General features: G+C 71.4%; 15 protein-coding genes and 1 pseudogene. 11 read left to right on the top strand and 5 right to left on the bottom strand.

Annotated elements, in window-relative coordinates:
• Positions 1-44: 44 nt before the first annotated feature.
• On the bottom strand, positions 45-1,454 hold the full coding sequence (radA, locus tag ACIQTP_RS38915; RefSeq protein WP_402039363.1) for a DNA repair protein RadA: 1,410 nt from the start codon (positions 1,452-1,454) through the stop codon (positions 45-47).
• Between the two features lie 207 nt (positions 1,455-1,661).
• Here radA and ACIQTP_RS38910 point away from each other — a divergent pair, with 207 nt between their 5' ends.
• Entirely contained in the window at positions 1,662-3,440 is a 1,779-nt protein-coding gene (locus tag ACIQTP_RS38910; protein ID WP_403408874.1) for a hypothetical protein, read from the top strand.
• Positions 3,441-3,483: 43 nt separating this feature from the next.
• Here the strand turns inward: ACIQTP_RS38910 and ACIQTP_RS38905 are convergent, their stop codons facing one another.
• A complete protein-coding gene (locus ACIQTP_RS38905; RefSeq protein WP_403408872.1) occupies positions 3,484-4,344 on the bottom strand; it encodes a hypothetical protein in 861 nt (286 codons plus the stop codon).
• A 71-nt stretch (positions 4,345-4,415) separates the two neighbouring features.
• On the opposite strand from ACIQTP_RS38905, the gene ACIQTP_RS38900 reads away from it, so the two are divergent.
• The 4 genes from ACIQTP_RS38900 (at position 4,416) to ilvD (ending at position 9,056) form a co-directional block, all read left to right on the top strand.
• Positions 4,416-5,348: a Ppx/GppA family phosphatase gene (locus tag ACIQTP_RS38900; protein WP_403408870.1), complete on the top strand. Its 933-nt coding sequence runs from the start codon at positions 4,416-4,418 to the stop codon at positions 5,346-5,348.
• Positions 5,349-5,628: 280 nt separating this feature from the next.
• Positions 5,629-6,453, top strand: coding sequence for a sugar phosphate isomerase/epimerase (locus ACIQTP_RS38895; RefSeq protein ID WP_075032411.1), 825 nt, complete (start codon positions 5,629-5,631; stop codon positions 6,451-6,453).
• A complete protein-coding gene (locus ACIQTP_RS38890) occupies positions 6,450-7,067 on the top strand; it encodes a TetR family transcriptional regulator (protein ID WP_403408868.1) in 618 nt (205 codons plus the stop codon). Before ACIQTP_RS38895 ends, ACIQTP_RS38890 begins: the two co-directional genes overlap by 4 nt.
• 135 nt (positions 7,068-7,202) lie before the next feature.
• On the top strand, positions 7,203-9,056 hold the full coding sequence (gene ilvD, locus ACIQTP_RS38885; protein ID WP_403408866.1) for a dihydroxy-acid dehydratase: 1,854 nt from the start codon (positions 7,203-7,205) through the stop codon (positions 9,054-9,056).
• 73 nt (positions 9,057-9,129) lie between these two features.
• Here the strand turns inward: ilvD and ACIQTP_RS38880 are convergent, their stop codons facing one another.
• Positions 9,130-11,316: a serine/threonine-protein kinase gene (locus ACIQTP_RS38880; RefSeq protein WP_403408864.1), complete on the bottom strand. Its 2,187-nt coding sequence runs from the start codon at positions 11,314-11,316 to the stop codon at positions 9,130-9,132.
• A gap of 160 nt (positions 11,317-11,476) precedes the next feature.
• On the opposite strand from ACIQTP_RS38880, the gene ACIQTP_RS38875 reads away from it, so the two are divergent.
• The 3 genes and pseudogenes from ACIQTP_RS38875 (at position 11,477) to ACIQTP_RS38865 (ending at position 13,442) form a co-directional block, all read left to right on the top strand.
• Positions 11,477-11,797, top strand: a complete 321-nt coding sequence (locus ACIQTP_RS38875) for a peptidase (RefSeq protein WP_403408862.1) — start codon at positions 11,477-11,479, stop codon at positions 11,795-11,797.
• A gap of 116 nt (positions 11,798-11,913) precedes the next feature.
• Complete coding sequence (locus ACIQTP_RS38870; protein ID WP_403408860.1) at positions 11,914-12,393, top strand: EamA/RhaT family transporter; 480 nt, start codon at positions 11,914-11,916, stop codon at positions 12,391-12,393.
• A gap of 198 nt (positions 12,394-12,591) precedes the next feature.
• Positions 12,592-13,442 (top strand): annotated as a pseudogene (locus tag ACIQTP_RS38865) (class I SAM-dependent methyltransferase).
• Here ACIQTP_RS38865 and ACIQTP_RS38860 read toward each other — a convergent pair.
• Positions 13,406-14,842 (bottom strand): SulP family inorganic anion transporter, encoded by a 1,437-nt coding sequence (locus ACIQTP_RS38860; protein ID WP_403408858.1) that lies wholly within the window; start codon positions 14,840-14,842, stop codon positions 13,406-13,408. The pseudogene ACIQTP_RS38865 and the gene ACIQTP_RS38860 overlap by 37 nt on opposite strands.
• 293 nt (positions 14,843-15,135) lie before the next feature.
• Here ACIQTP_RS38860 and ACIQTP_RS38855 point away from each other — a divergent pair, with 293 nt between their 5' ends.
• From ACIQTP_RS38855 to proC, 3 genes are all read left to right on the top strand, one after another.
• Positions 15,136-15,960, top strand: a complete 825-nt coding sequence (locus ACIQTP_RS38855) for an ABC transporter ATP-binding protein (protein WP_403408856.1) — start codon at positions 15,136-15,138, stop codon at positions 15,958-15,960.
• On the top strand, positions 15,957-16,757 hold the full coding sequence (locus tag ACIQTP_RS38850) for an ABC transporter permease (protein WP_403408854.1): 801 nt from the start codon (positions 15,957-15,959) through the stop codon (positions 16,755-16,757). The genes ACIQTP_RS38855 and ACIQTP_RS38850 overlap by 4 nt, the downstream gene beginning before the upstream one ends.
• A 272-nt stretch (positions 16,758-17,029) precedes the next feature.
• Positions 17,030-17,839 (top strand): pyrroline-5-carboxylate reductase, encoded by an 810-nt coding sequence (proC, locus tag ACIQTP_RS38845; protein WP_402039377.1) that lies wholly within the window; start codon positions 17,030-17,032, stop codon positions 17,837-17,839.
• A gap of 63 nt (positions 17,840-17,902) precedes the next feature.
• Here proC and trpS read toward each other — a convergent pair whose 3' ends face one another.
• Positions 17,903-18,901, bottom strand: coding sequence for a tryptophan--tRNA ligase (gene trpS / locus ACIQTP_RS38840; protein ID WP_403408852.1), 999 nt, complete (start codon positions 18,899-18,901; stop codon positions 17,903-17,905).
• Between the last annotated feature and the right edge of the window lie 531 nt (positions 18,902-19,432).

Genomic DNA, 19,432 nt, shown 5'->3' with positions numbered 1-19,432 from the left:
GATTCGTCCAGGGTTCGTACGGACGGGCGAGACCAGGGCAAAGTCTACCGGCGCTGCTCCTCGTCCCGTGGGGCCTCTCTGCGACGGGAGCGTGGAAGGACCCGCAGCGCGTCGCCCATGTCGGCGACTTCCAGGACCTTCATACCGGCGGGGATCTTGCCCGGATCGCTCGGAACGAGGGCGTGCGTGAAGCCCAGGCGGTGGGCTTCGGCGAGCCGCCGCTGCACTCCCGTGACCCGTCTGACCTCGCCCGCGAGCCCTACCTCGCCGATCGCCACGAGGTTCTTGGGGAGTGGGGTGTCACTCGCGGCCGACGCGAGCGCGAGGGCGATCGCGAGGTCCGCGGCGGGCTCGGAGAGCTTCACGCCGCCCACCGTCGCCGAGTAGATGTCCCGCTTCCCGAGGGCGCTGATCCGGCCCCGCTGCTCCAGGACCGCCAGCATCATCGAGACCCGGGAGGTCTCCAGGCCGGACGTCGTACGACGGGGGGAGGGGATCTGGGAGTCGACGGTGAGGGCCTGCACCTCGGCCACCAGCGGGCGGCGGCCCTCCAGGGTGACCGTCAGGCAGGTGCCGGGGACGGGCTCGGCACGGCGGGTGAGGAAGAGGCCGGAGGGGTCCGCGAGGCCCGTGATGCCCTCGTCGTGCAGCTCGAAGCAGCCGACCTCGTCCGTCGTCCCGTACCGGTTCTTGACCCCTCGGACGAGACGCAGGCGCGCGTGGCGGTCGCCCTCGAAGCTCAGGACGACGTCCACGAGGTGTTCGAGCAGGCGGGGGCCCGCGATCGCGCCGTCCTTGGTGACATGGCCCACAAGGAGCGTGGACATGCCGCGCTCCTTGGAGGCACGGATGAGCGCCCCGGCGACCTCACGGACCTGGGCCATGCCGCCGGGCGCCCCGTCGATCTCCGGAGAGGCGACGGTCTGGACCGAGTCCAGGATGAGGAGCGAGGGCTTCACGGCGTCGAGGTGGCCGAGCACGGCGGCGAGGTCGGTCTCCGCCGCCAGATACAGGTGGTCGTCGATCGCCTTGATGCGGTCGGCGCGCAGACGGACCTGGCTGGCGGACTCCTCACCCGTCACGTACAGAGTGCGGTGCTCGTCGCTCGCCGCCTTCGCCGCCACGTCCAGCAGGAGCGTGGACTTGCCCACACCGGGCTCGCCCGCGATCAGGACGACCGCGCCGGGCACGAGACCGCCGCCGAGGACGCGGTCTAACTCGGGCACGCCGGTGGAGCGGGCCGTGGCCTGCCGGCCGTCGACCTGCCCGATCGGCACCGCGGAGGTGGTGACGCGGCCCGGTGTCGTCGTACGGACCGCGGGCGCGCCGTACTCCTCGACCGTGCCCCACGCCTGGCACTCGGGGCAGCGGCCGAGCCACTTGGCCGTCTGCCATCCGCACTCGGTGCAGCGGTAGGACGGCCGGTCCTTCGCGGTTTTCGTACGGGCAGCCATGACGGAACCGTAGCCGAGAGGACTGACAGCACGGGCGGGCCCGCTCGGCGGGGCATCTGCCATGGCCTGCCGTTGCCGCCTGTGACGGTGTGGGCCACGGAATCGGAGGCTCCTGTCCCCTTTTGAGGGATCGTTTCACCCGTACGGATTAAATGTGCTCAAGGGGGAAGAAGGGGCCACCCTGGGGCACCTACGGTCGCACGGGTGATGAGCAGCAGTCCGGAGACCTCCACGCACACCACCGGCGCACACCGGGCGCACGGAGACGCACGCAAGCGGGTGACCGCGCCCCGTGGCGCGCACACCCGCACCCTGGCTCAGCGCCCTCCCGCGCGCTACGAGCCCTACTTGGACGGCCTTTTCACCTACTGCCTGTCCGTGCTGTGCGACCACGACGAGGCCACCGCCGCCCTCGGGGACGCCCTCGCGCTGGCCGAGCGCCGTGGCCAGCGCGGCCCGGCGTCCGCGGACGACCGCAGGGCCTGGCTGTACGCCCTCGCCCGCTGGTCCTGTCTGCGCAAGCTCACCGAGGCCCGGCGCAGGCGCCAGGCGGCCCACGCCTCCGGTCGGCGTGCGCCCGCCAAGGGCCACAAGGGCCTCTTCAAGGGGCACAAGGAAGCCGCCGACCGGAGTGCGGCCGAGGCACTGAGCGCCTCCGTCTCCGAGGAGGCGCAGGACCGGCGTCGGCACGAACTCGCCCTGCTGGCCTGGCCGGAGGCGGCCGGCACCACCCCCGAGCAGCGCGAGGCGCTCGAGCTCGCCGTGCGCCACCAGCTCGCCGCCGCCGAGGTCGCCGCCGTCCTCGGCCTGGACCTCGTCAAGGCCCGCGAACTGCTCGCCACCGCCGCCTGCGAGGTCGAACGCACCCGCGCCGCCCTCGCCGTCGTGGAGACCGGCACCTGTCCGAGCGTCGCCCGCCTCACCGGCGACAGCCAGCTCGTCCTGAGCACCACCCTGCGCCGGGAACTGGTCCGCCACGTCGACGACTGTCCGCGCTGTCGCCGTACCGCCGAGCGCGCCGCGCCCGGTGCCTGGCCCGGCACCAGCGTCACGCCCGCCGCGCTCCCCGTCCTTGAGGCCCCGCGCGCGGCCCTGCACATCGCTATGGCACACGTCCCGCGCGCTCGGGGCGCGGCTCCACGCTTCGACCGGCGCGGTTTCCCCGTGGACCCCAAGGACCACGCCGCCCGAAGGGACCGGCTACGCGCGCGTGCCGTCACGACGACCGTCGTCGCCACCGTCGTCGCCGCACCCGTCCTCGCTCTCTGGGCGGCCTACCGCGGCGCGCCCCTCACCGGCGAGGGCGCCGACGGCCGCTCGATCACCGCGAGCGAGGCGCACGGGCCCGACGGCATCACCGGTGAGGAGGCGAGCGGCTACGAGAACGCCGGCAACGCCAGCGCCAGACCCGACGCCCGTTTCGCCAAGGGGAACCACTCGCCCGACGTCTCCGTGGAGGTCATCAGCGCCCCCAGCGCGGGCAGCGGCGCCGGACACCTCTCGGTCCGGGCCTCGGGCAGCGGCGACACGACCCTCGTCACGCTCTCCGCCTCCGGGAACTCACCGGTCCACTGGTCCGCCGAAACGGGAGCGTCCTGGCTCTACTTCAGCCAGTCGTCGGGAACGCTGACTCCTGGAGAAACGTTCACGATCAAGGTGTACGTCGACCATCTTCGCGAGCCGGTGGGCCCCTGGGGCGCGCGGGTGGCGATCGCACCGGCGGGAGCGGTGGTCACGATCGGGGGGTACGGAACAGCGGGTCCGTCCGCCCCGGGCAGCTCCGGCCCGACGCCCGGCCGTCCCACCCCGTCCGCCCCCGGCCCGACCCCGCCCGCCTCGGACCCGCCACCGACGCCCAGCGACCCTCAGCCGACGCCCACGGACCCGTCGTCCCCGCCCCCTTCGTCGGACCCCTCGGACCCGTCGGACCCGGGCGGTTCGACGCAGCCGCCCAGCGACAGCTCCGCCCCGACCCCGTCCTCATGACGCTCGCGGGGCGGGAAGGGGCGCGAAGACGAGGGACCGGGTCTCAGGCGACCGGATCCGCGGGATGCGGCGCCAGCAACGGCAGCTGCGAGGCCAGCCGCTCCTCGCAGAGCTCGACCAGCCGGTCGTACCCCGCCTTGCCCATCAGTTCGATCAGCTCCGGTCGGTACGAGACGTACACCGGGTCGCCCGCGCCGTGTGCCGAGGTCGCCGACGTGCACCACCAGTGCAGGTCGTGACCGCCCGGACCCCAGCCCCGGCGGTCGTACTCGCCGATGGAGACCTGGAGCACGCGGGTGTCGTCGGGCCGGTCGATCCACTCGTATGTCCGGCGCACGGGCAGCTGCCAGCAGACGTCCGGCTTGGTCTCCAGAGGCTCGCGGCCCTCCTTGATCGCCAGGATGTGCAGCGAGCAGCCCGCGCCGCCGGCGAAGCCGGGCCGGTTCTGGAAGATGCACGAGCCCTGGTAGGGGCGGGTCTGGCGGTCGCCGTCCTCGTCCTCGGAGACCCAGCCGGTCTTCAGCCCCACGTCATGGTTCTGCCAGAGGTCCGGCGTGAGCCGTGCCACGTGCGCCGCCACCCGCTTCTCGTCGTCCTCGTCGGAGAAGTGGGCCCCGAGCGTGCAGCAGCCGTCGTCGGCGCGACCGGCCTGGATGCCCTGACAGCCACTTCCGAAGATGCAGTTCCAGCGAGAGGTCAGCCATGTCAGATCGCACCGGAAGACCTGCTCGTCGTCGGCGGGATCAGGAAACTCCACCCATGCCCGAGCGAAGTCGAGCCCTTTCTCGTCGGACACGGTGGCCTTCTTCGGGGACTTCGTCGGGGACTTCTTGGACGCGGAGGCCTTCGCCTGCGAAGAACCCTTGGTCGATTTGTCGGGGTTCGCCTTTTTCGTCTTTGGCACCCGTCCAGGGTAAGTCGCTTCAGCCCGCTCCGGGGACGGTCGACCGCCGTACGCGCAGTAGCGTTCCGTATATGAGACTCGGTGTCCTCGACGTGGGTTCGAACACGGTGCACCTGCTGGTGGTGGATGCACACCCGGGCGCACGCCCGCTGCCCGCGCACTCGCACAAGGCCGAATTGCGGCTCGCCCAACTGCTCGACGAGAGCGGGGCGATCGGCCCCGACGGTGTCGGAAAACTGGTCGCGACGGTCCGGGACGCGCTTGAGGCCGCCGAGGACAAGGGCGTCGAGGCCATATTGCCGTTCGCGACCTCCGCCGTGCGCGAGGCCAGCAACGCCGACGACGTACTGGCCAGGGTGCAGGCCGAGACCGGTGTCGAGCTCCAGGTCCTGACCGGGGCGGAAGAGGCCCGGCTGACCTTTCTGGCGGCCCGCCGCTGGTTCGGCTGGTCGTCGGGAAAACTGCTGGTCCTCGACATCGGCGGAGGCTCGCTGGAGATCGCGTACGGCATGGACGAGGAGCCGGACGCGGCGGCGTCGCTGCCACTCGGCGCCGGACGGCTGACCGCGGGCTGGCTGCCCACCGACCCCGCCGACCCGGCGGACGTCAAGGCCCTGCGCCGCCACGTCCGGACCGAGATCGCCCGTACCGTCGGCGAATTCAGCCGCTTCGGCGCCCCCGACCACGTGGTCGCCACCTCCAAGACCTTCAAGCAGCTCGCCCGCCTGGCCGGCGCCGCCCGCTCCACCGACGGCCTCTACGTCCAGCGCGAACTCAAGCGCCGCTCCCTGGAGGACTGGGTCCCCCGCCTGGCCTCCATGACCGCCGACGAACGCGCCGAACTCCCCGGCGTCTCCCCCGGCCGCTCCGGCCAACTCCTCGCCGGCGCCCTCGTCGCCGAGGGCGCCATGGACCTCTTCGCCGTGGAAACCCTGGAAATCTGCCCCTGGGCCCTACGAGAGGGCGTCATCCTCCGCCGCCTGGACCAGATGGCATCAGAGTGACGGAGTAACCGACGCGACAGGGCCCCACCGGGGGCGCGGGGAGCTGCGCGCCCAGCCGAACACGACCCGCACCCGCTCACGGAGGCCCGCCCCACCGGGGGCGCGGGGACCTGCGCGCCCAGCCGAACACCACCCGCACCCGCCCACCGAGAACCCCACAACGGCGATAAGGCACCCACCCAACGCCCACCCAACGCCCACCCGCCCCCCATCCAACGCCGACCCCCCACCCAACCCCCACCACCCCCCGCCCAACCGCCGGAGGCTTACGCTGTCCCTCGTGGCAGAACCAGTCGTGCGCATCCCGGATGCGAAGGTCGCGCTGTCCACGGCGTCCGTGTATCCGGAGTCGACGGCGACGGCCTTCGAGATCGCCGCGCGCCTCGGTTACGACGGCGTGGAGGTGATGGTCTGGACCGACCCGGTCAGCCAGGACATCGAAGCCCTCCGCCGCCTCAGCGACTACCACCAGATCCCGATCCTCGCCGTTCACGCCCCCTGCCTGCTGATCACCCAGCGCGTCTGGTCCACCGACCCCTGGGTCAAGCTCCAGCGCGCCCAGGCGGCGGCGGAGAAGCTGGGCGCGTCGACGGTCGTCGTACACCCCCCGTTCCGCTGGCAGCGCCAGTACGCGCGCGACTTCGTCACGGGGATGTGGCGCATGGCGAACGAGACGGACGTACGGTTCGCCGTCGAAAACATGTACCCCTGGCGCTACCGCGACCGCGAGATGCTCGCGTACGCCCCCGACTGGGACGTGACGAAGGACGACTACCGCCACTTCACGATCGACCTCAGTCACACCTCGACGGCCCGCAGCGACGCCCTGCAGATGATCGACCGCATGGGCGACCGCCTCGGCCACGTCCACCTCGCGGACGGCAACGGCTCCAACAAGGACGAGCACCTGGTCCCGGGCCGCGGCACCCAGCCCTGCGCCGAACTGCTGGAGCGCCTCGCCCTCTCCGGCTTCGACGGCCACGTCGTCATCGAGGTCAACACCCGCCGCGCCATGTCCAGCGCCGAACGCGAGGCGGACCTGGCGGAGGCGCTGGCCTTCACCCGCCTGCATCTGGCCTCCGCGGTGAAGGTGCCCCGCCGGTGACGGACGCCGCCACCCCCCGTCGCAGGGGACGGCCTTCCCGTACGGAGACGGATGCGGCCCCCGCCACCCGCGACCGCATCCTGGACGCGGCCCGCGAGGAGTTCTCCGAGCGCGGCTACGAGAAGACGTCGGTGCGCGGCATCGCCAAGGCCGCCGGGGTGGACTCCGCCCTCGTGCACCACTACTTCGGCACCAAGGAGCAGGTCTTCGAGGCGGCCATCGAGGTCGCGTTCGCGCCCGCCCTGGCCGCGCCGACCGCGGTCGAGGACGGCCCGCTCGACACGGTCGGCGAGCGCCTGACCCGCTTCCTCCTCAGCATCTGGGAGAACCCCACCACTCGGACCCCGCTGCTCGCCATCGTCCGTTCCGCCGTGAACAACGAGACCGCGGCCGCCGTCTTCCGCCGCCTGGTCGCCGCCCAGCTGCTGCGCCGCATCGCGGGCCGCCTCGACCTTCCCGACGCGGAACTGCGCGCGGAACTGGCGGCGGCCCAGCTGGTGGGGGTGGCGATGCTCCGCTATGTCATCAAGGTCGAGCCGCTGGCCTCGGCGGACGTGGAACGCATCGTCGAGCGGGTGGCCCCGGTGGTGCAGGGTCACTTGACAGCCCCGTGAGCCGAGCGCTCCCTGAACAACTCCGGGCACTCGCCCTCCGAGACGCGCATCCCGCATTCCGGACGCCCCGTCCGAATCCTGGCGCACCGGCGTAGGCTCGACCTCAGTCATTACTCTCCGAAGGAGCGAGCGACGATGCCCGAGCTGAGGTCCCGCACAGTCACCCACGGCCGCAATATGGCGGGCGCACGCGCCCTTATGCGCGCCTCCGGTGTACCGGGCGCGGACATCGGACGGAAGCCGATCATCGCGGTCGCCAACTCCTTCACGGAGTTCGTGCCGGGTCACACCCACCTCCAGCCCGTCGGCCGCATCGTCAGCGAGGCGATCACCGCGGCCGGGGGCATCGCGCGCGAGTTCAACACGATCGCGGTCGACGACGGCATCGCGATGGGCCACGGCGGCATGCTGTACTCCCTGCCCTCCCGCGACCTGATCGCGGACTCGGTCGAGTACATGGTCGAGGCGCACTGCGCCGACGCCCTGATCTGCATCTCGAACTGCGACAAGATCACCCCCGGCATGCTCATGGCGGCCCTGCGCCTGAACATCCCGACGGTCTTCGTCTCCGGCGGCCCCATGGAGTCCGGGCGCGCCACCCTGGTCGACGGCACGGTCCGTACGCTCGACCTGGTCGACGCGATCTCCGACGCCGTGAACGACAAGATCTCGGACGAGGACATCCTCCGTATCGAGGAGAACGCCTGTCCGACCTGCGGCTCCTGCTCCGGCATGTTCACCGCCAACTCGATGAACTGCCTGACCGAGGCCATCGGTCTGTCCCTCCCCGGCAACGGCTCGGTGCTGGCCACCCACACGGCCCGCAAGGGGCTGTACGAGGACGCGGCCCGCACGGTGGTCGACATCACGCGCCGGTACTACGACGAGGACGACGAGTCGGTCCTGCCGCGCAACATCGCCACGCACGCGGCGTTCGAGAACGCCATGGCCCTCGACATCGCCATGGGCGGCTCCACCAACACGATCCTGCACCTGCTGGCCGCCGCCCAGGAGGCGGGCGTCCCGTTCGGCCTGGACGAGATCAACGAGGTCTCGCGCCGCGTGCCGTGCCTCGCCAAGGTCGCCCCGAACGTCGCCAAGGACCGCACGTACTACATGGAGGACGTGCACCGCGCCGGCGGCATCCCCGCCCTGCTGGGCGAACTGCACCGCGCGGGCCTCCTGAACGAGGACGTGCACTCGGTCCACAGCCCGTCCCTCTCCGACTGGCTGAAGACCTGGGACGTGCGCGCCGGCTCCCCGTCCCCCGAGGCGATCGAACTGTGGCACGCGGCCCCCGGCTGCGTCCGCTCCTCCGAGGCCTTCTCCCAGTCGGAGCGCTGGGAGGCCCTGGACGAGGACGCCGAGGGCGGCTGCATCCGCTCCGCCGAGCACGCCTACTCCAAGGACGGCGGCCTGGCGGTCCTCAAGGGCAACCTGGCGGTCGACGGCTGCGTCGTGAAGACGGCGGGCGTCGACGAGTCCATCTGGACCTTCGAGGGCCCCGCGGTCGTCTGCGAGTCGCAGGAAGAGGCCGTCGACAAGATCCTCCGCAAGGAGATCACGCACGGCGACGTCGTCGTCATCCGCTACGAGGGCCCCAAGGGCGGCCCCGGCATGCAGGAGATGCTCTACCCGACGTCCTTCCTCAAGGGCCGCGGCCTCGGCAAGACCTGCGCCCTGATCACCGACGGCCGCTTCTCCGGCGGCACCTCGGGCCTGTCCATCGGCCACGCTTCCCCCGAGGCGGCCTCCGGCGGCACCATCGCCCTGGTCCAGGACGGGGACCGCATCCGCATCGACATCCCGAACCGCACCATCGAACTCCTCGTCTCCGACGAGGAACTCACCGCGCGCCGCAACGCCCTGGGCGGCGTCTACGCCCCCGCGAACCGCGACCGCAAGGTCTCCGCCGCCCTCCGCGCCTACGCCGCGATGGCAACGAGCGCGGACAAGGGCGCGGTACGAGACGTCTCCAAGCTGGGCTGATCCGACCCCGGAAATCCAACCCCAGAAGCTGATCGGAAGGGGCCGCTCCGCACGGAGCGGCCCCTTCCGCGCTTCACCAGGCGGAGGGATCACGCCCGTCGACCGCGAAGAGCGATCCGTCCGGAGCGGCCGAGTAGACCCTCCCGTCGGCCGCGAGCGGCGCCGGGATCGCGCCGACGAGCGAGCCCCGGTCGTCGCCGAGCCGCGACTTCGTCTGACCGAGCAGGGTGCCGCGTGCGGTGTCCACGGCCAGGAGCCGTCCGTCCACCGCGGTCAGGTAGAGCCGTCGCCCGGACACGACCGGAGCCGAGGCCGTGCTGACGGAGGTCTCCACCCGCCAGAGCTGGGCCGACGTCCCGGTGTCCACGGCGACCAGTGCCCCTCCGCCGGCCATCAGGTACACCGTGTCGCCCTGTACGGCGGCCTGTGACGACGGCAGCGGAATGGTCAGCGGGATGCGGCGGACCGACCGGTCGGCCGTGTCGTACCGCACGACGGCATCCGTGTACTGGTCGGTCGCGCTCGAGGTGAACCAGACCACTCCGTCATGGGCTCCCACGATGGTCAGCGTCCCGTCCAGACTCCGCTGCCAGCGCGTGGCGCCGGTCTGCGGGTCCACGGCTGTCACCCGTGTCCCGTTCCCGGTCCCCGTCACGGTGTAGGCGACGGCGTCCCCGTACGAGAAGAAACTCGGCGACGGCTGGCCGGGGATCGAGCGGTGCCACTTCTCCTCGCCCGTCGCGGCATCGAGCGCGGTGACCTTGCCGTCCGGCCCGGTGAGCAGGACGACGCCGCCGACGTGGGCGATACGACCCTGGTAGCGCGCGGTGTCACGGCTCCACCGGGTGGTGCCGGTGGCGGGGTCCAGCGCTGTCAGCCGTCGTCCGTCCCCGCTGACGACCTGCACAAGCCCGCCGGACAGCACGGGCGGCGCCGTCGTCGAGTAGTGGCTTCCCTGGTCCGTGTCGCCGCGGGACCACAGGATGTGTCCGTCGGCCGGGTCGACCGCGGCGGCCAGGACGCCGGGACGGACGCAGTACAACTCGTGCGGTGCGTAGGTGCATCGGGGCAGGCCCTCGGCCTTGGCGCCGCGGGCGCTCAGGCCGATGTCCCACGGCTGGAAGCCGCTCTGCGACCGCTGCCCCGCGCTCTTCTTCGGCGTCTTGACGTCGGAGCTGTCGAGGAGGGCGAAGGCGCCGACGACCACGGCGGTGACCACGGCCGCGGTAACGGCGACCGCGAGCCGCCAACGCCTTGCGAGGACCCCCTTGAGTTTCCTGGAGTCCTCGGGCCTCTTCGGCATGGAGGGTTTGCCCCGCACGGAGGGCGCCGACTGCCCGCTCGACCCACGCTGTTCAGGGATGCCCGAGCTGCGCTGCCCGGCAATGCCCGATCCACGCTGCTCAGGAATGAACGCCTGTGTGGCGTACGAGGCCGACACCGACTTCAGCGCCGTCATCAGCTCGTCCGGTGTGGGCCGGTCTTCGGGCTCCTTGGCGAGGCAGCGCGCGACAAGGCCGGCCAGCTCCTCCGGGACACCTGTCAAGTCCGGCTCGTCATGGACGACTTGATAGGCCACGAGATACGGGCTGTCGGAGTCGAAGGGGCCGCTCCCGGTGGCCGCGTGCACGATCACCGAGCCCAGCGCGAAGACGTCGGCGGCCGGTCCGACCTCCCGCGGCCTGCGGAATTGCTCCGGCGCCATGAACGGCGGCGTGCCGATCAATTTGCCTGTCTCTGTCCGCAGTTCACTGTCGGAAGGCCGCGAAATGCCGAAGTCGATGACTTTGGGGCCGTCGTCGGCCAGGAGGACATTGCTGGGCTTGAGATCGCGATGTACGACACCGGCCCGGTGAATGTCGCGCAGCGCCTCGGCGAGGCCGGCCATCAGGTGGCGCAGCCGGGCCGGAGGCAGCGCCCCATTCCGCTTCACATGCTCGGCGAGCGTCGGCCCGGGGATGAACAGCGTGGCCATCCACGGGTGTTCGGCCTCGGGATCGGCGTCCACCACGGGCGCGGTGAAGGCACCGCTCACCCGCCGAGCGGCCGCGACCTCCTGTTTGAACCGCCCCCGGAACTCGGGGTCTTGTGCGAATCCGGCATGTACGACCTTGACGGCGAGCCGCAACCCGGAGGCGGACCGCGCCAGATGCACGATGCCCATGCCACCGGAGCCGAGCTGCGCCTCCAGCTGGTACTGCCCGGCGAATCGCGGAAGTTCCGCTTCCGGGTCTGTACCGGCGCTGCGCTCTGGCGGCATTACTCACCCCCGTGGGTCCGTCCGCATGCGCGACGCGCAGAGCCTAGTCGATGCTTCGTGCGAACCATCGGCGGCTTGCTAGCCTCGACGCCCGACGCGATTTTGGCGTGAACCATTCACGGCAAGCGTTTCAGACAGGCATTCAACGGGGGAGGCCAGGATGGCCACGGAAGACATACAGATCGCAGGCGCGGGGGAGACGGTGGCGGCCGAGCCGCTGAGCGCGGAGTCAACCCGCACGTATCCCCTCGCGCCGGGATACACCGTCAACGTCCGTAGCGGCCCGGGCACGCACTACAGCGTCGTCCGCACCCTGCCGGCGGGCTCGAGCGTCCCGATCTACTGCCAGTGCCCGGGGGAGTCCGTCAGCGGCTACTACGGGACGACGAACGTCTGGGACAACATCGCCAACGGCCAGTTCGTGTCCGACGCCTACGTGAAGACGGGCAGCGACGGTTACGTCGCGCCGCGCTGCGCCTGACCGAACGAGGCCAGGGCCCGAACGAGGCCAGGGCCCGAACGAGGCCAGGGCCCGAACGAGGCCAGGGCCCGAACGAGGCCTGGGGCCCCGCGGCCGACCGGAGCGATAATCGTCGAGTGAGTGACGAGAACCAGTCCGGTACCCCCGCGGGACCCCAGCCCGAGCCCCTCCGTTTCTTCGGGACGACCTGGGTGGCCCAGGACGGCGGCTACACGGTCCGCCGCATCGCCGTGGCCGTCGGCTCGCTCGCCGCCGCGGTCGCCGCCTGTTTCGTGCTCCGCTTCGCCTACCAGGGCCTGGCGATCGCGGACGTCGGCAAACCGGTGACCCTCCTGGTCGTGGTGATGTTCGCGGTGTGCACCGCGCTCGCGTTCCGCCACACCTGGGACGCCTTCTCCAGGCGCCCCGACCCCGACCGCCAGGCCTCCCTCCGTGGCCTCCTGGCCATCGGCTTCATCGGCTCCCTCCTCGCCTACGCCTTCCGCACCCTCACCGAGGCCCCGGGCGAGAAGCTCGCCCGCGAGGAGTACGAGGAGGCACGCCGCCAGTACGAGCGCCGCTCCCGCAACCCCTCCAAAAAACGCCGCCGCCCCTGAGACCTCCAGCCAGCCCGGCGGGCAGGGGCGCAGCCCCGCCCCAGGGGCGCGGGGAACTGCGCGCCAAGCCCCCACTCACCCGCACGAAGAACCCACCCGGGGGTCTGGGGGCGGAGCCCCAGGTACGGAGGGGACGGGTAGGGGCGGCGGGGGCGAAAACCGCTGTTCTCCACCCCCGACCCGCACCACCATTCCCTTATGACGACCCACCCGCGCTTCTCCCACACCACCCGAGCCCACTCCTTCAACACGGCCGCAGCCCAGTACGCCGCGAACCGCCCCTCCTACCCGCCCGCCCTCTTCACCACCCTCGAAGACCTGGCCGCCCGCCCCCTCAAGGGCGCGAAGGTCATCGACGTGGGCGCGGGCACCGGCATCGCCACCACCCTCCTGCACGCCCGAGGCGCGGACGTCATCGCCGTGGAACCCGGCGAGGGCATGGCCGCGGAGTTCCGCCGCGCCCACCCCGGCATCCCCCTCGTCCGGGGCACAGGCGACGCCCTCCCCCTCGCCACCGCCTCCGCCGACTTCCTCACCTACGCCCAGTCCTGGCACTGGACGGCCCGGCCCACTCCCTCCCGGAGGCCTTCCGCGTCCTGCGCCCCGGCGGCGCCCTCGCGCTCTGGTGGAACACGGTCGCCCTCGACGTCCCCTGGATCGCCGCCCAGGCCCAGCGCATCGATCAGTACTTCGAGCACGCTCACCCCACCGAAGAAGACACCGCCACCAAGACCGAAGAAGACACCGCCACCAAGCCCCGGAAAGACACCGAATCCCACCAGCGAGCCGCAGGCACCCTCACCGAACGCGCCTTCAAAGGCGCCCCCGAACCCCCGCCCCACACCCACCGCATCGTCCGCTGGAGCCGCCACGTCCCCGTGGACACCCACCTCGCCAACATCGGAAGCCACTCGGCCTTCTTGATCCTCGGCCAGGAGGGCACCGACGCCTTCCTCGCCGAGGAGCGCACCCGCCTCCTGGAGACCTTCCCGGACGGCAGGGTCGAGGAGGTCTACGAGGTACTGGTGATCGTGGCCACCCGCTCGTGATCACGCGTGGCGGCCCACCGTTCCAGGGCCGCCGCACACGCGTGGTCCACATGCCGCAACCCGCCCAACTCCAGCCGTACGTCACGGTCGTGCGGCAACGCCTCCAAGGCGTCCAGCAGCTTCGGCAGCCGCAGGAACGTGGCGTTCCCCATCACCCGTACGACCATCCCCGCGGCCCCCCGGTCCTCCGTCTCCACATGCACATGGCTGATGTCCCACGCGGTCTTGGCGACGGCGAGCGCAAGCCCGACCAGCACCCCTTCGAACAGATTCCCCGCCACGATCGCCACCGCCGTCACGCCCAGCACGACCACCTCCCCACGATGCCCGCGCCACAGCACCCGCACCTCCCGCACCGGCACCAACTTGCAGCCCGCGTGCACCAGCAACCCCGCCAGCGCCGCCACCGGAATGATCCCGAGGACCCCGGGCACCACCACCGTGAAGACCAGCAGCCACACCCCGTGCAGTACGCGCGAGACCTTGGTCCGCGCCCCGGCCTGCACATTCGCCGCGCTCCGCACGATCACCGCGGTCATCGGCAGCGCCCCGAGCGCCCCGCACACGGTGTTCCCCGCACCCTGCGCGATGAGCTCACGGTCGTAGTCGGTCCGCGGCCCCTTGTGCAGCCGGTCCACCGCCGCCGCGCTGAACAGCGACTCGGCGGAGGCGATCAGCGCGAAGGCGACCACCGTCCCGAGCATGCCCACTTCCGTGAGCCGCCCCAGGTCCGCCAAGGACGGCGGCTGTACGGCACCGAGCAGCCCGCGCACCTCGACCCGCCGCACGGACAGGTCGAACACCCCGGTCGCACCCGCCGCGAGCGCCACCGCCAGCAATGGCGCCGGCACCACCCGCGCCCCGCGCCGCCAACGCGGCCACAGCAGCAGTACGACCACGGTGGCGCCCCCGACCGCGAGGGCCACCGGGTCCGCGTCCCCGGGCAGCGACACCAGCCCGGCGATCTTCCCGAACCCGCTCGCGGGCGCGGCCACGTCACCCATCGCGTAGACCTGACCCGCGATCAGCACCAGCCCGATCCCGGCGAGCATCCCCTGCACCACCGCGACGGACACGGCCCGGAACCACCGCCCGAGCCGCAGCGCCCCCAGCGTGAGCTGCACCAGCCCGGCGCCGAGCACCAGCACACCCAGGGCCCGCAGCCCGTACGTCTGCACCGCCTCGTACACCAGCACGGTCAGCCCGGCCGCGGGCCCGCTCACCTGAAGGCTGCTCCCGGGCAGCACCCCGGCGACCAGCCCGCCGACTATCCCGGTCACCAGACCCAACTCGGCCGGCACGCCCGAGGCGATGGCGACCCCTACACACAACGGCAACGCGACGAGAAACACGACGAGAGACGCGGACAGATCGGCTCGACACAGATCGGCTTTACGCATGCGGCAGCACCTCCGGTTGAGAGCGGAAGATGCGTGGGTGCCGAGCCGGGGGAGGGCACGGCGGATCCAACGGCGCGGCACCAAGGCCGGTGGGCATATGACCGCGCACTGAAATCCATTGTCGGTAACGGGAGTTGATCGCGCAGCCCTTCCGTGTAACCGCCGAGTGAACACGGAAGCGCACCACCTCACCGCACGCCGGAGCGCCCCCTTCCGATCACGCCCCCGCGCGCCTGCGCCGTCGGATGCGACCGGGCTTGACGAGGCCATCCCTCCCGCGCAATATTCATCGCATGATGAATTTCTTCCCCCGGCCCCCCGACCGCCCTGCGGCCACCAGCCCCCAGGCCACGGCCACCGCCATCCGCGCCGAAGGCCTCACCGTCGTACGCGGCCCCCGCACCGTCCTGCGCGGCCTCGACTTCGCCGTACCCCGCGGCCAGATCACCGGACTCCTCGGCCCCTCCGGCTGCGGCAAGTCCACCCTCATGCGCACCGTCGTCGGCACCCAGGCCAAAGTCACCGGCACCCTCGAAGTCCTCGGCCGCCCCGCCGGCGACGCCGCACTGCGCTCCCGCGTCGGATACGTCACCCAGGCCCCCTCGGTCTACGACGACCTGACCATCCGCCAGAACCTCGACTACTTCGCCGCGATCCTCGACCCCGGCCGCGCCGCCGCCGACCGCCGCGACGCCCATGTCACCCAGGCCATCGCCGATGTCGACCTCACCACCCACGCCGACTCCCTCGCCGGCAACCTCTCCGGCGGCCAGCGCAACCGCGTCTCTCTCGCGGTCGCCCTGCTCGGCACCCCCGAACTCCTGGTCCTCGACGAGCCCACCGTCGGCCTGGACCCGGTCCTGCGCCGCGACCTGTGGAACCTCTTCCACGCCATCGCCACGGAACGGAAGGCGACGCTGCTGGTCTCCTCCCACGTCATGGACGAGGCCGAGCGCTGCCACCGCCTGCTCCTGATGCGCGAGGGCGAGATCCTCGCCGACGACACGCCCGACGCCCTGCGCGAACGCACCGGCCGCGACACCGTCGAGGCCGCCTTCCTCCACCTCGTCGACGAGGCGGCCGCGACCGGCGACGCCCGCAAGGAGACCGTCCGATGACCACGACCGCCACCACCCACACGGGCCCGGACACGACGGCCCCCGCCCGCCCGAGCGCGATCAACTACTCCCGTACGACCGCCACCGCGACCCGCGTCCTGCGCCAGCTCCGCCACGACCCGCGCACCATCGCGCTGATGATCCTCATCCCGTGCCTGATGCTCGTCCTGCTCCGCTACGTCTTCGACGGCAGCCCGCGCACCTTCGACTCCATCGGGGCCTCACTCCTCGGGATCTTCCCGCTGATCACGATGTTCCTGGTCACCTCCATCGCCACCCTGCGCGAACGCACCTCGGGGACCCTGGAACGCCTCCTCGCTATGCCCCTCGGCAAGGGCGACCTGATCGCCGGCTACGCCCTGGCCTTCGGCGCCGTCGCCGTCGTCCAGTCGGCCCTGGCCACGGGCCTCGCGGTCTGGTTCCTCGGCCTCGACGTCACGGGCTCCCCCTGGCTCCTGCTGCTCGTGGCCCTCCTCGACGCCCTGCTGGGCACCGCCCTCGGCCTCTTCGTCTCGGCCTTCGCGGCCTCGGAATTCCAGGCGGTCCAGTTCATGCCGGCGGTGATCTTCCCCCAGCTCCTCCTCTGCGGCCTCTTCACGGCCCGCTCCACCATGCACCCGGTCCTCGAAGCCCTCTCCGACGTCCTCCCCATGTCCTACGCCGTCGACGGCATGAACGAAGTCCTCAAGCACACCGACATGACGACCGGCTTCGTCCGCGACGCGTTCATCGTGGCGGGCTGCGCCCTCCTGGTCCTGGCCCTGGGCGCGGCAACTCTGAGGCGCCGCACCGCATGACGCATCCACGCCGACAGGGGCAGGGGCGCAGCCCCGCCCCAGGGGCGCGGGGAACTGCGCGCCAAGCCCCCACTCACCCGCACGAAGAACCCACCCGGGGGTCTGGGGGCGGAGCCCCAGGTACGGACGGGACGGGTAGGGGCGGCGGGGGGGCGAGAACACCCCCACGGCAGCAGAGCACCCCCGTCCGCCCAACGGACACCCCACCCCGCCCAACCCCCCGAGTGCGAGGATGACCCCAGGACGACGAACCCCCGGAGGGCACCCGCACCATGACCCAGAAAGTCGCAGTCCTCGGCACCGGCAAGATCGGCGAAGCGCTGCTCAGCGGAGTGATCCGATCCGGCTGGGCCCCCGCCGATCTGCTGGTCACGGCCCGCCGCCCCGAGCGCGCCAGGGAACTCCAGGAGCGCTACGGCGTCACCGCCGTCACCAACGCCGAGGCCGCCAAGAACGCCGACACCCTGATCCTCACGGTCAAGCCGCAGGACATGGGCACCCTCCTCGACGAACTCGCCCCCCACGTCCCCGCCGACCGCCTGATCATCAGCGGCGCGGCGGGCATCCCCACCTCCTTCTTCGAGGAGCGCCTCGCCACCGGCACCCCGGTCGTCCGGGTCATGACGAACACCCCCGCCCTCGTCGACGAGGCGATGTCCGTCATCTCCGCCGGCAGCCACGCCACCGAAGCGCACCTCGCCCACGCCGAGGAGATCTTCGGCGCCGTCGGCAAGACGCTCCGCGTCCCCGAGTCCCAGCAGGACGCCTGCACCGCGCTCTCCGGCTCGGGACCGGCGTACTTCTTCTACCTGGTCGAGGCCATGACGGACGCGGGCATCCTGCTCGGCCTGCCCCGTGACAAGGCCCACGACCTGATCGTCCAGTCCGCGATCGGCGCCGCCGTGATGCTCCGCGACAGCGGGGAGCACCCCGTGAAACTCCGCGAGGCCGTCACCTCTCCCGCGGGCACCACGATCAACGCGATCCGCGAACTCGAGAACCACGGCGTCCGCGCGGCCCTCATCGCCGCACTGGAGGCAGCCCGCGACCGCAGCCGCGAACTGGCCTCCGGCAACAGCTAGAGACAGCGGGGCCGGGGCCGCCGCCCCGGCCCGCCGCCAACAACCTCTCTCCCCTCAGGGACTTCAGCCGGCGGCCAGCAGCCCGATCGCCCGATACGCCGCGTCCACCCGGGGACGCGCCATCTTCCGGGCCTTCTCGGCGCCGTCGCGCAACACCGCCTCCACATACGCGGCATCCGCGCACAACCGCTTGTGCCTCTCCTGTACGGGCCTGAGGAGTTCGATCACGGCCTCGGCGGTGTCCTTCTTCAAAGCGCCGTACGACTCGTAGGCACCGCCCAGGGTCTCCGGATCCCCACCTTCACAGGCGGCGAGAATCTCCAGCAGGTTCGAGACACCCGGCCGGCCCTCGGGGTCGTACAGGACGTCCTGCCCGCTGTCGGTCACGGCCCGCATGATCTTCCTGCGCACGGCATCCGGCTCATCGAGCAGATAGACGACGCCGGGGCCCACGTCATCGCTCTTCCCCATCTTCGACGTCGGCTCCTGCAGATTCATGACCCGCGCCGCGACCTGCGGCCGCGTGGCCCGGGGCACCATGAAGGTGTGCCCGTAGCGCTGGTTGAACCGCACCGCGAGATCCCGGGTCAGCTCCACATGCTGTGTCTGGTCGTCCCCGACCGGCACCTCGTCGGTCCCGTACGCCAGGATGTCCGCCGCCATCAGCACGGGATACGTCAGCAGGGACAGCCGCACACTCCCGCCCCGCTCCCGCTCGCGCGCGGCCTTCTCCTTGTACTGGATCATCCGCCGCATCTCCCCGTCGGTCGCGACGCACTCCAACAGATACGACAGCCGCGCGTGCTCGTCCACATGACTCTGTACGAAGACGGTGCACAGCTCCGGATCGAGCCCCGAGGCCAGCAACAACGTCGCCGCCTGCCTGCTGAGCCTGCGCACCCGCCCCGGATCGTGGTCCACGGTCAGCGCGTGCAGATCGACGACGCAGAACAGGGCGTCGGCCTGGTGCTGATCGACATCGGCCCACCGCCGGATGGCCCCGAGATAGTTCCCCAGCGTCAGATGCCCGGTCGGCTTGACCCCACTGAAGACCCGTGTCATCTCTCCACCTCCTGGTCGAGGCCGCCGCACCCGCCGGCCGGCTCCCCAGGAGGGAGACACAAAAAACGGCCGCCGAGGCGGCGGCCGTTGAGTACATACGTGAGTACGGCCGCCCGTCAGGCGGCCCACCACTGCTGGGTGCACGTATGTGTAGTCATGGCTCCGAGCGTACGCCTCCGGAGGGCATCCCGGAGCGGAGTTGACACGCCCCTACCCGGTACGTAGTGTTCTCCGAGTTGTCCGACGTGAGCGCCGACCCCGGTCGGTCCCCGGACAGCCATTCCGCAACAAACACTCAACGAACGACGACTCGTCGTCGGCTCGTTTTCATGCGTGTTTGCGAAATGAGGAATCCGCGTTCGAAAGGGCGCCACCCCGATTAGCTCGGGAGCCAGGAATCCGCTAAAGTCTCACTCGTCGGAACGGCCCAAGGGCCGGGAAGACAAGCCCCGCTGACTGGGAATCAGGCCCGAAAGGATCTGATAGAGTCGGAACCGCCGGAAAGGGAAACGCGAAAGCGGGAACCTGGAA

Origin of the sequence: Streptomyces sp. NPDC090798 (genome assembly GCF_044768965.1) — a bacterium.
Taxonomy (GTDB): domain Bacteria; phylum Actinomycetota; class Actinomycetes; order Streptomycetales; family Streptomycetaceae; genus Streptomyces.
Note: the sequence above shows the minus strand (reverse complement) of the source record. Positions and strands in the feature narration are given on the sequence as shown.